Source organism: Enterobacter sp. BNK-22, assembly GCF_048684805.1.
Classification (GTDB): domain Bacteria; phylum Pseudomonadota; class Gammaproteobacteria; order Enterobacterales; family Enterobacteriaceae; genus Enterobacter; species Enterobacter quasiroggenkampii.
In genome coordinates this window covers 615,931-628,941 of sequence record NZ_JBLQTT010000001.1, presented here as the reverse complement: position 1 = coordinate 628,941, position 13,011 = coordinate 615,931, and the positions used below count along the sequence as shown (strand labels likewise).

Annotated in this window: 10 protein-coding genes, 3 tRNA genes and 1 pseudogene; 2 read left to right on the top strand and 12 right to left on the bottom strand. The window is 47.1% G+C overall.

The genetic code is table 11. The features are described from left to right. Window positions 1-92: 92 nt before the first annotated feature. The 3 genes from ACMGGE_RS02850 to ACMGGE_RS02840 all read right to left on the bottom strand — a co-directional run bounded on the left by ACMGGE_RS02850 (window position 93) and on the right by ACMGGE_RS02840 (window position 5,159). A complete protein-coding gene (locus ACMGGE_RS02850; RefSeq protein WP_045335076.1) occupies window positions 93-770 on the bottom strand; it encodes a DUF2076 domain-containing protein in 678 nt (225 codons plus the stop codon). A gap of 744 nt (window positions 771-1,514) precedes the next feature. Beyond that, a complete protein-coding gene (locus ACMGGE_RS02845) occupies window positions 1,515-4,259 on the bottom strand; it encodes a hypothetical protein (RefSeq protein WP_420293333.1) in 2,745 nt (914 codons plus the stop codon). A gap of 159 nt (window positions 4,260-4,418) precedes the next feature. Continuing rightward, entirely contained in the window at window positions 4,419-5,159 is a 741-nt protein-coding gene (locus ACMGGE_RS02840) for a hypothetical protein (RefSeq protein WP_420293332.1), read from the bottom strand. An 855-nt stretch (window positions 5,160-6,014) separates the two neighbouring features. Between ACMGGE_RS02840 and ACMGGE_RS02835 the strand changes: the two are divergent. Then, window positions 6,015-6,229, top strand: a pseudogene (locus ACMGGE_RS02835) (tyrosine-type recombinase/integrase); the annotation flags it as partial. A gap of 109 nt (window positions 6,230-6,338) precedes the next feature. Here ACMGGE_RS02835 and ACMGGE_RS02830 read toward each other — a convergent pair. From ACMGGE_RS02830 to uvrY, 6 genes are all read right to left on the bottom strand, one after another. Then, window positions 6,339-6,425 (bottom strand) — tRNA-Leu (locus tag ACMGGE_RS02830). A gap of 11 nt (window positions 6,426-6,436) precedes the next feature. Continuing rightward, window positions 6,437-6,510 (bottom strand) — tRNA-Cys (locus tag ACMGGE_RS02825). Window positions 6,511-6,556: 46 nt separating this feature from the next. Further along, window positions 6,557-6,632 (bottom strand) — tRNA-Gly (locus tag ACMGGE_RS02820). Window positions 6,633-6,784: 152 nt separating this feature from the next. Next, window positions 6,785-7,333 carry a CDP-diacylglycerol--glycerol-3-phosphate 3-phosphatidyltransferase gene (gene pgsA, locus ACMGGE_RS02815; RefSeq protein ID WP_008500348.1) on the bottom strand — a complete coding sequence of 183 codons (549 nt, stop codon included), beginning with the start codon at window positions 7,331-7,333 and terminating at the stop codon, window positions 6,785-6,787. 56 nt (window positions 7,334-7,389) lie between these two features. After that, complete coding sequence (gene uvrC, locus ACMGGE_RS02810) at window positions 7,390-9,222, bottom strand: excinuclease ABC subunit UvrC (protein ID WP_039024164.1); 1,833 nt, start codon at window positions 9,220-9,222, stop codon at window positions 7,390-7,392. Beyond that, window positions 9,219-9,875: a UvrY/SirA/GacA family response regulator transcription factor gene (gene uvrY / locus ACMGGE_RS02805; protein ID WP_013096026.1), complete on the bottom strand. Its 657-nt coding sequence runs from the start codon at window positions 9,873-9,875 to the stop codon at window positions 9,219-9,221. Before uvrY ends, uvrC begins: the two co-directional genes overlap by 4 nt. Before the next feature lie 466 nt (window positions 9,876-10,341). On the opposite strand from uvrY, the gene ACMGGE_RS02800 reads away from it, so the two are divergent. Then, window positions 10,342-10,566 carry a DUF2594 family protein gene (locus ACMGGE_RS02800; RefSeq protein ID WP_008500345.1) on the top strand — a complete coding sequence of 75 codons (225 nt, stop codon included), beginning with the start codon at window positions 10,342-10,344 and terminating at the stop codon, window positions 10,564-10,566. 66 nt (window positions 10,567-10,632) lie between these two features. Here the strand turns inward: ACMGGE_RS02800 and sdiA are convergent, their stop codons facing one another. From sdiA to tcyL, 3 genes are all read right to left on the bottom strand, one after another. Next, complete coding sequence (gene sdiA / locus ACMGGE_RS02795; protein ID WP_045908171.1) at window positions 10,633-11,355, bottom strand: transcriptional regulator SdiA; 723 nt, start codon at window positions 11,353-11,355, stop codon at window positions 10,633-10,635. Between the two features lie 221 nt (window positions 11,356-11,576). Next, window positions 11,577-12,329, bottom strand: coding sequence for an L-cystine ABC transporter ATP-binding protein TcyN (gene tcyN / locus ACMGGE_RS02790; RefSeq protein ID WP_008500343.1), 753 nt, complete (start codon window positions 12,327-12,329; stop codon window positions 11,577-11,579). Then, window positions 12,326-12,994 (bottom strand): cystine ABC transporter permease, encoded by a 669-nt coding sequence (tcyL, locus tag ACMGGE_RS02785; protein WP_014884380.1) that lies wholly within the window; start codon window positions 12,992-12,994, stop codon window positions 12,326-12,328. The genes tcyN and tcyL overlap by 4 nt, the downstream gene beginning before the upstream one ends. Window positions 12,995-13,011 lie beyond the last annotated feature (17 nt).

The window sequence follows — 13,011 nt, the reverse complement described above, 5'->3', positions numbered from 1 at the left end:
AAGGCTTTTTTGACCCGGAAAAGCAAAACCCTGAAAGTTGGATACCCAACTTTCAGGGTTAACTTCATTTCGATGGTGACACGATAACGTCGTTAAATAAAACTGTCGTCGTCATTGCTGTAGTCATCATCTACATCGTCGTTCTGCCAGGCGTCGTTATTACTGCCGAACGGATCGTTCTGGTTGAGGAAACGGGTGTCAGAGACGTTATTAACGTCGCCGTATTGATTACCGACAAACGGTTCACCACCGACGGGCATTGTCGGTTCTTCGATGATGTTCACAATCTCTTCCGGCCGCGACTGATGGAACATGCTGGTAAGCATCTCGGCAAGCGCGATGCCACCGGCCACGCCAGCGGCTGTCTGGAGCGCGCCAGCCATAAAACCACCGCCGCGAGTAGCCGGCGCTGGCGCCCGAGAGTAATCCTGCGCCGGCGGCTGTTGCGGCTGGGCATTCCAGCTGTTGTCAGGCTGCGGGTTACTTTTTCCGCCACCAAACAGGCCGCCGAGGAAACTGCCGCCCGTCGAGGGTTTGCTTTTTTGCGCGGCTAATTCGCTTTCAAGCTCCTGAACTCGGGCCTGCAGGCGTTTCAGCGCCGCTTCCTGAATCAAAATCGACTGCGCCATATAGTAGGGGGCCGCAGGCTGCTGTCTGACGAATTCAGCGATCTGACGCTCAGCATCTGCATCCCGTTGGCTGTTTTGTTGTCCGGCCTGTTTAAGACGCTCGAAAAGGCCGTTGATAAGCTGCTGTTCTTCATATTGCATGACAATAACCTTCCGCTCTCCAGGGTGGATACCAACCAGTTTATCAGCGGCGGCAACCTGTGTCTGGCGAGTGAAATGTTTGTTTAAGATTGGTTGCAGGTTAGCTGAAAATCGCCCTGCTTTCTGGGCTTGATATGAGAGAGTTAGGCTTAACATTCTGGTATGGCAGCAAATTCTCGGGCACAGCAGGATCGGGATGATGATGAGATACGATCACTTCGCGCTAAGCCAGAGGCACAAAAAAACCACCTTTCGGTGGTTTCACGACACTGCTTATTGCTTTGATTATTCTTTGTTTCCCATGGTAGCCGGAGTGGGACTTGAACCCACACAGCGCGAACGCCGAGGGAATTAAAATTATAAGAGAGCCTTACTATTCATAATCTAATGATTAGTAAGACTCTTTTATAGGGTAATCGCAGGTTATCACTGGTGATGGTTGCACTTCTGCTGCCACTTTTTTTGGAGAGCTAAATTCAGTGTTTCTCATAATCAAGTGGAAGATCAAGCGTTTGATTGGCTGCTTCAAAATCAGTATCTACTGACGCCGACACTTCGACAAAAGTGTCACACTACAATCCCACCTCAACCCGGTGGGGCTTTGCATTTTCTTTTTCGTAGTAAACGCGCATTTTCACTCCAGCCCCGCCTAAATATACTCGCCCTACTTTTGTGCACACAATTGCAAATCACGCACATAATAAGATGCCTTCGTTTACACACATTGTTAGATATAGCTATGCATTACGATTTTTTGTCAACATTAGCCAAATATTCTCTACAATCTCCATCAGAAATAAAGAAAACATTTTGAGACTCTTTAGGTTCCCAGCGCAGCATGAGTGAAACAAACATCCGAGCATTAGTTTCCATATTTCTTTCGCTAACTTCGAAATTATATTTACTCAATAATTCAGCTGTGGTTTTACCGAACTGAACGTTCAAAACATGAGCTATGTTGCCGTAAAACTCATAGCAGCCGCTTAGATCAATGTAATAAAAGCCATTATCTGTAAAAGGTTCAACACGTTCATCTCTCTTAAATCTCACACCCCGGTAAAATCTCCATGAATACTCAAAGTCATCTTCCAAACAATTCATGCTTACGAACTTAACCCCTTCTGGCAAGGCATTAGGATCATTGATAGGAATTACGTTTACTTTGTCCAAATCGATTTCACCAACCAATTTTAATATTATGGACTTCATAATTTCATTAGCATAAATTGAATGGGACTGAGAGAAGTATTCCCCATTTATTGGATCCAGCAACTCTCTTTTATCTATTTGAAACTCAAATTCCAAATTGGAAGAAAAGTTGTCATTATGGATAGCCTCTAAGTCAACATGTTCTTTCAATGCTTTTAAAAAATCACTTGTCAGCCCTTTATTATAATCTTGAACAAGCTTTTGATTATACGATGAAGTTATGACTCCAGATAACGCCACTTGTAATGATTTACTTTTGAGTTGTTCAAAAGCAGCAAGTAAATTATCCTTGCGACTTTCAAAATCAACGAGTTCATCTTGTCGCTGACTTAACTCCAATAGCTCAATCAGTTGTTTAAAGGAGTCAGATTTAATAAAATTTATGATTTTGTCTATAAAAAAGGTAGTTAGATAGTTATTTTTTATAAAGTCAGCAAGATCGTTGATGTAGATAATGCTAAGGGAGTTGTTATAAGTAATCCCTTTAAAAAACAATAATGCCAAAGCAACAGCCCTGTGATAACCGATATTGATACCGACTACTCGCCCTTCTCCTACTTCTTTTAATTCTAATTCATCTGTATTACTTTCGAACCTAGAGGTTCTGGAAAACAAAACATCATATGTTTTTGGTATATAGTAAACTTCCTGTAGAAACTCTGGATTAAGCCATTTTTGCAAGCAATTTGAAAGAGTTTGAATTTCTTCAATATGAATGAGTTCATTTAAACGCTTATCATCAACTTTCGATTTAAGATATTCCATTCGAATACTTATATACGAAACCATTGTTTTTGTTACTTCGAGAAGCATTGTCTGACGTTCATCCAACTGATCATAGGAGTTAGAACGTAATAAATTTAATTCCTGCGTAAGAAAATCCGTATTCAACATTAAAACATCATATTGCCGATATACAAGATTTTTAATAGAAGATTTAAGGTAAACTCCGAAATATTCTTCATTACTGGAATATCTAACCCTATCTTTAATAAACTGATGAGACATACTAATGTAAGTAAAATAAACTTGAGGCTCATAAATATATCTTGGCAAAGAAAGCATTGAGTCAAATACAGCCACGGCCGAGTGTGGATATCCATGATGGAGTTTCCAATTTAAATCTTTATAAAAATGCAATAACATACCTATAGGCATGTTCTTTGCTGATGGCATATCAGCCATTAATCGTTCTAAGTTTCTAAAAATGTTTAGCTCTTGAGAGGAGCTAATAATTAAATATAAATTTTCCACACAAAATTCTAGTTGTTTACCATTATCATTTATTAATGCACTAAACGTACTTTGAATTATATTAGACTCTATTTCATAGTAAAAATATAAATCTTCACTTACATCATCATGTTTAAAGCACTTACTAATCAAAATTCTAAGAGAATCAGATGATTCAATCAGAAATTCTTTATCATGAAAAACGTAAACGTCTTTTATAAAAGACGAGTCGTAAAAACTAGGAGATAAATATACTCTTACATGTCCACCATCATATTCCTTCGTTATATGCGCTTGCAGCCGTCGCAGCCCCTTTTCATTAAAACCTACAATAATTTTATCCCTAAGCAAGAAAGGATCATCAAGTTTCACTTCTGTATGGCCATTTATGTCCATATCATATTTTACGGTTAATGATGGGCATTGTTTCAAAAACTCATCATATTCTGCTTTGATGGCGCGGCTCTTTTTATTCATTTCATAAACATACTCACTCACGACTTTCATTTTCCTAAGCAAGATGGTTTCGATTATTTCTTTTTTTTCTGTTATGAAGTATAAATGTTTAAATACCTCCATATATTTCATTATAAAATATAAAGAGCAAGCCATGGAAAAACCATATTGGATAACGCCACCACCTACAACAATAAAGAAAATCCCAAACAACAATCCGCAAATAGCATCCACACTAAACTGATAAAATTTATATTCCCTAAGAACCAACTGCCTTGTTATATTAACGAAATCTTTATTCGATGCATCTGCCACCTGCTGCACAAACATCCCCATAAAAGTTATTGACAATGCGGCAATCGTTCCATGTATTGACAGTACCGCTCCCCAGGAACCATTTATCCATGTAAGTTTCCCTTTATCTAAATATGATGGAGAAATAAAGAGCCATGAGTACTTATCGCCAAGAATATCATTATACAAAAATAACCAAGAGCTTATAAAAAACATCAGCCACATGATAATTAAAGAAACCTTTACTTCTTTATTGGTTGATCTCTTAACATGTTTAATTACTGTATTATTATCCATTTCCCTATCCTGTTTGAAACAATGAACTTGAGCAACTACACTCGACACGCTCATTAAAAATTCTAATATAAATCATAGTAAAAAGTACGACATTTTGCCTGCTTTACCCCTCGCCAAACGTTGACCACAGCACTGAATCATCATGCCAATGAACTTCTCCTAGGAAGCCGGGTCTGTTTTCTTCAACATCTCAGCATAAAAGCCAAAGGGATCATGCCTATTTTTTTCACTATCAATATTATGCCGTAGTTTCATGCGTTTCCACAAATCAGCAGTTTTACGGTGGATACAATTATCTTTTCGACGTCTAATCTCTCCATTACTAGTGGCTAATACGATATAGCCACCTATGCGAAAATGCTTCCCACGCGCAAGATGTTGCAACAAGCTGGTGTTAAGTTGCATGCCTATAGACCTAGCGAAATCATCCAGTGCTACAATACGTTCCGCTGGTACATGAGCAAGAACGATGACATTGGTTATATCTCTTTCTTGATACCGTAACTCCTGAGCAACTTTCAAATAGCTTTCCACCCTAGCCTGTTCGATATCATCACAATCTGAGGTCGTAATGGCATACGCAAGTGACTCAAACTCATCAGCATATGACCTTTGCCGTGGCGGTTTGTAATTTATGATGCTTTCGTTAAATCTTTTTTTCTGCTCTTGGTTCATTTGACCAATTTCATACTGTTCAGGCTCTTCTATTGGTAAATTGTTACCACCTAAATTTGAATATTTTTTAACCTCGGCACAGTTATTGACACGAGTCCAAGAGGGCGCGGACGCGCCCTTAAAGTCAAAACCCGGATCGGCGCGGTCTGAAGATTTATGCTTCATCTTCACAATGCGATAAGAATGGAGACGCGTTTCTACGGTCGGAATGCTGGAAGCTGGCATAACCAGACCCTTGATAGCTTTCTGATACTCGCCGTAACTGCTTGGCTCGTTTTTATATTGATATCAAACGCGCAGCACCAACTTGGAACGGGAAACAAAAGGGCCGCCCTGTAAGGTGATGTAACCCTGCCAATCTCCCGCGTGAGCCGCGCGGTGCAACTCACCAAAAACAGGGCTAACCCTGTCGGCTAAATCCCGATTTTTCAGGCGGCGCAGTTCACTTCAGACTGACACCGGCGCGCCCTCTAAAACTGGAATTGACGTATACCCCAGCATGACGCCCAAGCCGTTGCGTGCTTCGCGGTTTCCTTCAGCTGGCGTCCACTTTCGTGATCACTCTCGCCATCTAGGGCGTAACCATCAATATTTTTTGAGATGTATTTGACGACATAACCAGTAGCGCTACTCAAAGCCAGATCCATCGGCTTATGTTCAAAGCGGGGCTGCTTACAAGATTACGATATGGGCGAACCTCCAGAACCTGTATGACTACCGTATCAGCTGTATTCATCAGTACACCTCCTGATCTTCAAAAGCGCCAGAAGGCAAGAAGCCAACATTTATGAATACGTTGCATCGCCCATCACAGCCCAACAATCAGGACAACTGCCGCTTACGCGCGCACAGCAATCACAGACACGCAGAGTAACAGTCGCCTCGCCAGCCAAGTTACGAACTTTAGCCCCAACGGAGCGCCGAGCGCCAAAAGCTTTAAGGGTGAACGGGCAATAAAAATGCGAATGGTGAAATGGAAATCAGCGCAAAGAAGTTGAGCCCCCTTCTCATACGGCCTTTTAGCAAAGTGCTAAATCTCCGTCACAGGGAAAATTGGTTTTCAAATCAGCACTTACGTAGGCCAAGATAGAGTTGCCAAAGGTGAGTGTACCCATGTTCTCAGACATACATTTGCCAGCCATTGTATGATACGTGGAGGAAACATTCTGATATTGCAGTAAATTCTCGAGCACAGCGCTGACATGATGACGATGAGATACGCTCACTTCGCTCCAAATCAGCTTGAAGCAGCCGTGGCATCTAATCCCATTGATAATTGGGCAAAGAATATTTAAACCTTCACTGCCATGCAGCTGTCATCCCCCCAAATTGAAGGCACAAAAAAACCACCTTTCGGTGGTTTATACGACACTGCTTATTGCTTTGATTATTCTTTGTTTCCCATGGTAGCCGGAGTGGGACTTGAACCCACACAGCGCGAACGCCGAGGGATTTTAAATCCCTTGTGTCTACCGATTCCACCATCCGGCCAGGGAAGAAAGTGGAGGCGCGTTCCGGAGTCGAACCGGACTAGACGGATTTGCAATCCGCTACATAACCGCTTTGCTAACGCGCCGTAAAACTTTTCAAACTGACACCCGCTACTGCGCATGTCTTTAATCTGGAGCGGGAAACGAGACTCGAACTCGCGACCCCGACCTTGGCAAGGTCGTGCTCTACCAACTGAGCTATTCCCGCATGTCATCAAGTAAATGTCTAACCACTTGATTTCATTATCGTCCGGCTGACTGTGCCGCCGTTCGATGCGTTGCATTCTACTGATATGACGTTATGAGTCAACGTTATTTTTTGCATCCCCGGATCGTTTGCTGAAAATTACGGCGAAACGATCACTGATCAAGCAAATCCCCGCGCGCAGCGTTCAAATATTGCAGCATTGACCACAACGTCAGCACTGCCGCCACCCACAGGAGGCCAATCCCCGCCCACTCAACCCAGGCGTTCGGACGCCAGAGCATCCAGACCAGCGCCGCCATCTGCGCCGTCGTTTTCACTTTACCAATCCAGGAGACCGCCACGCTGCTGCGTTTCCCCAGTTCCGCCATCCACTCGCGCAGCGCGGAGATAATAATCTCACGGCCGATCATGGTTGCCGCAGGCAGCGTCACCCACCAGGTATGATAGTGCTCAGCCACCAGTACCATCGCAATCGCGACCATCACCTTATCCGCCACCGGATCGAGGAAGGCACCGAAACGGGTGCTTTGATTCCAGCGGCGCGCCAAGTAGCCATCAAACCAGTCTGTGACCGCTGCGATAAGGAAGATCAATGCGCAGGCAAAGGGTGCCCAGACAACCGGCAGGTAAAACGCCAGCACGAAGAACGGAATGAGTACGACACGAAAAAGAGTGAGCAACGTAGGGATATTATATTGCATAGTGACGGTAACTATTTGTTGTCAGTAAAATTTAGCTCTATGTTGCTACAGAGCCCTCAATGTTTCAACGAGTAGTAGATCTTTTCTGCCAGCCCTTGCGAAATACCCGGCACTTTTGCAATTTCCTCCATGCTGGCGTTGAGTAATCCTTGCAATCCGCCCATATACTTCAGCAGCATCTGGCGACGTTTTGGCCCCACCCCTTCGATCGTCTCGAGTGAGCTGGTGTTTTTCACCTTCGCCCGTTTTTTACGGTGACCGCTGATGGCGTGATCGTGTGATTCATCGCGAATATGCTGAATGACGTGCAGCGCCGGAGAGTCCGGCGGCAGGCTGAAGCCCTCACCTTCCGGCTCGAAGAACAGTGTCTCCAGACCGGCCTTACGATCGGCCCCTTTTGCGACGCCCAGCAGCAGCGGATGGTTTTTATCCCAGCTGACATCAAGCGATTCAAATACCGCTTTCGCCTGGCCGAGCTGCCCTTTCCCGCCGTCAATCAGGATCACATCCGGGATCTTGCTCTCTTCTATGGCTTTACCATAGCGACGACGCAGCACCTGATTCATCGCCGCATAGTCATCGCCCGGCGTGATGCCGGTGATGTTATAGCGGCGATACTCGGCGCGCAGCGGACCGTTAGCATCAAACACCACGCAGGACGCGACCGTCTGTTCCCCCATCGTATGGCTGATGTCGAAACACTCCATCCGTTTCACTTCCGGAAGCTTCAGCAGCGCCGCCAGGGCCGTTAAACGCTGGTGCACCGTCGACTGCTGCGACAGCTTCGTGCTCAGCGCCGTTGCCGCGTTGGTCCGCGCAAGCTTCAGATAGCGCGCACGATCGCCGCGCGGTTTGGTTTGTACATTGACCCGGCGCCCAGCCAGTTCAGAGAGCGAATCGGCCAGCAGGGTTTTATCATCAAGATTAAAATCGAGCAGGATCTCAGAAGGCAGCGTTCGCATCTGGCTCCCCTGGAGATAGAACTGGCCGACAAAGGTTTCCACCACTTCGCCCAGTTCGGTACCGCCAGGCACTTTCGGGAAATAGCTGCGGCTGCCGAGCACTTTGCCCTGGCGTATGAACAGCACATGCACGCAGGCCATCCCGGCGTCAAAGGCCACGCCGATCACGTCGAGATCGTCACCGGTATTCGAGACAAACTGTTTCTCCGTGACTCTGCGCACCGCCTGGATTTGATCGCGGATCCGCGCGGCCTCTTCGAACTCGAGTGCGGCGCTGGCTTTTTCCATCCGCGCGATCAGCTGCGTTAACACCTGATCGTCTTTACCGGCCAGGAACAGGCGCACGTACTCCACCTGCTGGGCATACTCGTCTTCACTCACCAGCCCGGCCACGCACGGCCCCAGGCAGCGTCCAATCTGGTACTGCAGGCACGGCCGCGAACGGTTACGGTAAACGCTGTTTTCACACTGGCGGATCGGGAAGATTTTTTGCAGCAGCGCCAGCGTTTCACGTACGGCATAGCCGTTGGGGAACGGTCCGAAATATTCACCCTTCGCATGTTTTGCACCACGGTGCATGGCGAGGCGCGGATGGGTGTCACCGCTCAGAAAGATAAACGGATAGGATTTATCATCGCGCAACAGGACGTTATAGCGCGGCTGGTACAGCTTAATATAGTTGTGCTCAAGCAGCAGCGCTTCTGTCTCCGTGTGCGTGACGGTGACATCAATATTCTGGATAAGTGAGACCAGCGCTTCGGTCTTACGGGAGGCCAGGTTGCTGCGAAAATAGCTGGAAAGGCGTTTTTTAAGATCTTTTGCCTTCCCCACATAGATAACCGTACCGCCAGCGTCATACATGCGATAGACGCCAGGCTGGCTGGTTACGGTTTTCAGAAATGCTTTTGAATCGAACACATCACTCACTGACTTAACAACGTCTCCGCATTACACAAACCATGTCGGATGGCCAGATGCGTCAGTTCGACGTCACCATGAATGTTCAGTTTACTGAACATCCGATAACGATAGCTGTTTACCGTTTTCGGGCTGAGATTCAGTTGTTCCGAGATCTCATTCACCTTCTGACCTTTGGTGATCATCAGCATAATCTGCAATTCACGCTCGGACAAACTGGCAAACGGTGATTCGGTTTTCTCAGGCTCGATCTGACTCAGCGCCATCTGCTGAGCGATGTCGGACGCAATGTAACGCTGTCCGGCAAACACGGAACGGATAGCATTGACGACTTCCTGCGGTGCAGCACCTTTACTCAGGTAACCCGCGGCCCCCGCCTGCATCACTTTCGCGGGCAGTGGATTTTCGGTATGCACGGTCAGCATGATGACTTTGGTGTCTACAAAGGTTCGCGCGATTTTGCGTGTTGCCTCAAGACCACCGATACCGGGCATGTTCATATCCATCAGCACCACATCGGCGGAGTTAGTACGGCACCATTTTACCGCATCTTCACCACAGCATGCCTCACCGGCAACTTTAATACCTTTAATATCTTCAAGAATGCGTCGTATCCCTGCGCGCACCAGTTCGTGGTCATCAACAAGAAGGACGTTGATCAAAGGAAATGTCTCCAGAATAGGGATAACGCTACTGAGTGATAATTTGGTTTATATTAACGGTTTTCATGACAAGATTAAAACGTTAAAAAACCGGCTATTCGATTTTGCTCTCGTTTTTGGAAATTAGCCTGTACAGGCGGTGGAAAGAGAGCCCGTGTTTTTAGGGCTCTTGCGGCTTTTTTTAATCATCTGTATTCAAAAAGTTACAAAAAAACGTGCTGCCTTAACCTGCACAAAAACAGGGAACAACTTTTTGTAACAATAATTAACGGCAAGCGGACCCGACCTAAACAATTAATAGTCATTAACCCGGTTGAGTTTACCGGTACGATCTGTTTACGCAATTAAACACCCGCGTAAAAGTACGAAAAACAACCGCTGCATTTTTTACGTTAGCTTGTGGTATACTCCGCCGCCTTGACTTTCGTCGTCGCGCTCTAGCGCCGTTTAATAATGAGGAAAATAAATGAGCACACCTGAATTTGCCACTGCGGAGAATAACCAGGAACTGGCACAGGAAGTAAACTGCCTGAAGGCACTGCTGACGCTGATGCTGCAGGCGATGGGCCAGGCTGATGCCGGCCGTGTGATCATTAAAATGGAAAAACAAATCGCGGAGATGGAAGACCAGGCTGAATCAGCGGTATTTGCTAACACCGTTAAGCAAATCAAGCAAGCCTACCGCCAGTAACAAAAAACGGCTGGATGCAGTGCATTCAGCCGTTCGCTCGTCTGTCACGCAGAACGTTTTACGGAGTCAGATCAGTCCGGTTGCCGCCGCGTAGCATGCGATCTGAGTCTTATTGGGCGCGTTAAATTTCTTCTGCATATTCTTCTGATGGAAGTTAACGGTATTCTCTGAGATCGAGAGAATGATCGCTATTTCCGCTGACGTCTTCCCTTCCGCAGTCCATTTCAGAATTTCACGCTCGCGCTTGCTGAATTTCATTTCGGGCGGCATGACCATCTCATGGTCAAAACGCATCAGGGAGGTTAACGCCATTTGCACCAGCATTTGCAACCGCAGTTCTATTTCCTCATGGGCTAATGGCCCTTCCTGAACGCGACTACGAGAAACAGACAGGAAGCCGAGCGCATGATTCGGCAGCATCAGGCACTGCGTTATTCCGGCGCGTAAACCGTGGTCCTGGGCGCTATGCCATAATTCCTGCGCCTCAGCGAATAATGCGTCTGTCCAGGGGAGATGCCCCTGAATGAAATTCTCCGGTTTTAAAACCGGATCGATCGCGAAATAGTTCGCGGATTGATATTGCGCCATCCACAGTTTTGGGTAAGTGGTATGCAGGGAGATCTTAGGGCGCGTAAATGGCACGGGATGGCGCACACAGAGCGCATAATAATCGAATTCCAGCGCCTGAGTTTGACGCTCCAGCTCCTGATATACCTCGGCGGCACAGGTCAATTCCTGAAACCGGAGGGAGCATTCCCGTCGCCAGGTGAAAAAGTCTAAATCCTTCATACTTACTAAATGAAGCCTCTGAACAGATAATCATTATTATGGTGAATATAAGCTAACACAGAAAACTTTTTTCTAACCACAAAATATCGGCAATAGCACAATTAACTTTACTATCGATAAGGTTTATCCGAGCCGGATAGAATAAAAAAACAGGGGACCTCGTGCAGAGGGAGAATAATTTGCTCCAGAGTAAATTTCTGGAGCAAATGCGTGCAAAAATGCTACTGCATAAGGAATTTTTCAAGGAATTGACGGGTTCGCGGCTGTTGCGGGTTAGCGAACAGGCTTTTCGCTGGCCCCTGCTCCACAATCCGCCCCTGATCCATGAAGATGGCTCTGTCAGCGACATCGCGCGCAAAGCTCATTTCATGGGTCACGATCACCATCGTACGTTTCTCCTGTGCCAGCTGGCGAATGGTGTTCAGCACCTCGCCCACCAGTTCCGGATCGAGCGCAGAAGTCGGTTCATCAAACAGGATCACGTCCGGGCGCATCGCCAGCGCGCGCGCTATAGCCACGCGCTGCTGTTGGCCGCCAGAGAGGCGACGCGGATAGCTGGTCTCTTTTCCCGCCAGCCCAACTTTGGCGAGCAGTTCGCGAGCCCGCGCCGTCGCTTCCTCTTTGGGCTCACCTTTAACGATAACCGGCCCCTCAATGATGTTCTCCAGTACCGTACGATGTGGGAAAAGATTGAAGTTCTGGAAAACAAAGCCGACATGCTGGCGCAGGCGGCGAATCAACCCTTTCTGCTGACTGATGGATTTCCCGGTATCAATCGTTATCTCCCCGACCCGGATGGTGCCGCCTTCCGGCTGTTCAAGCAGGTTAATGCTGCGCAGCAGCGTCGTCTTTCCCGAACCGCTCGGTCCGATAATCGCCACCACTTCGCCCTGCTCGACCTCCAGATCGATCCCATGGAGCACCGTTTGACCGTGGAATTTCTTCACCAGGTTTTTGACGTCAATTGCACTCATTTTGGATCACGCTCCTGGCGGTTAAGCTGGTTTTCGAAATAGTTTTGCAGAGCAGAGAGCACTGTCGCCATCACCCAGTAAATCAGCGAGGCGGCCAGATACATGGTAAAGACCTCAAGCGTACGGGAGGTGATGAGCTGTGCCTGACGGAAAAGCTCCGGAACCTGAATCGTTGCCGCCAGGGAGGTATCTTTCACCAGGCTGATAAAGCTGTTGCTGAGCGGCGGAAGCGCCACGCGCGCCGCCTGCGGCAGAATGGCGCGGCGCAGCGTCTGCCAGGGCGTCATCCCGATACTGGCCGCCGCTTCCCACTGCCCTTTGTCAATGGAGGAGATGGCCGCACGCAGGGTTTCGGAGGTGTACGCCGCGGTATTGAGCGACAGGCCAATCATCGCTGCCGGGATCGGATCCAGCTCGATACCAAACTGCGGTAAGCCGTAGTAGATCATAAAGAGCTGGGCGATAAGCGGCGTACCGCGAAACACGGAGATATAAAAGCGCGCCAGCCAGCGCACCGGCAGGATAGGCGACATGCGCATCAAGGCCAGCACAAATCCCAGAACCAGCCCAAAGAACATCCCGCCGATACTAAGCTGTAACGTAAATACCGCACCTTTCAGCAGATACGGCAGAGAATCAATAACCAGTTGAATACTTTCTTGCATTATTATTTTTCGACCTG

Excerpts from the sequence above, each read along its gene's own strand:
- ACMGGE_RS02850 (WP_045335076.1), bottom strand. The coding sequence starts at position 770 with ATGCAATATGAAGAACAGCAGCTTATCAACGGCCTTTTCGAGCGTCTT.
- ACMGGE_RS02845 (WP_420293333.1), bottom strand. The coding sequence starts at position 4,259 with ATGGATAATAATACAGTAATTAAACATGTTAAGAGATCAACCAATAAA.
- ACMGGE_RS02840 (WP_420293332.1), bottom strand. The coding sequence starts at position 5,159 with ATGCCAGCTTCCAGCATTCCGACCGTAGAAACGCGTCTCCATTCTTAT.
- pgsA (WP_008500348.1), bottom strand. The coding sequence starts at position 7,333 with ATGCAATATAATATCCCTACGTTGCTCACTCTTTTTCGTGTCGTACTC.
- ACMGGE_RS02800 (WP_008500345.1), top strand. The coding sequence starts at position 10,342 with ATGAGCACACCTGAATTTGCCACTGCGGAGAATAACCAGGAACTGGCA.
- sdiA (WP_045908171.1), bottom strand. The coding sequence starts at position 11,355 with ATGAAGGATTTAGACTTTTTCACCTGGCGACGGGAATGCTCCCTCCGG.
- tcyN (WP_008500343.1), bottom strand. The coding sequence starts at position 12,329 with ATGAGTGCAATTGACGTCAAAAACCTGGTGAAGAAATTCCACGGTCAA.
- tcyL (WP_014884380.1), bottom strand. The coding sequence starts at position 12,994 with ATGCAAGAAAGTATTCAACTGGTTATTGATTCTCTGCCGTATCTGCTG.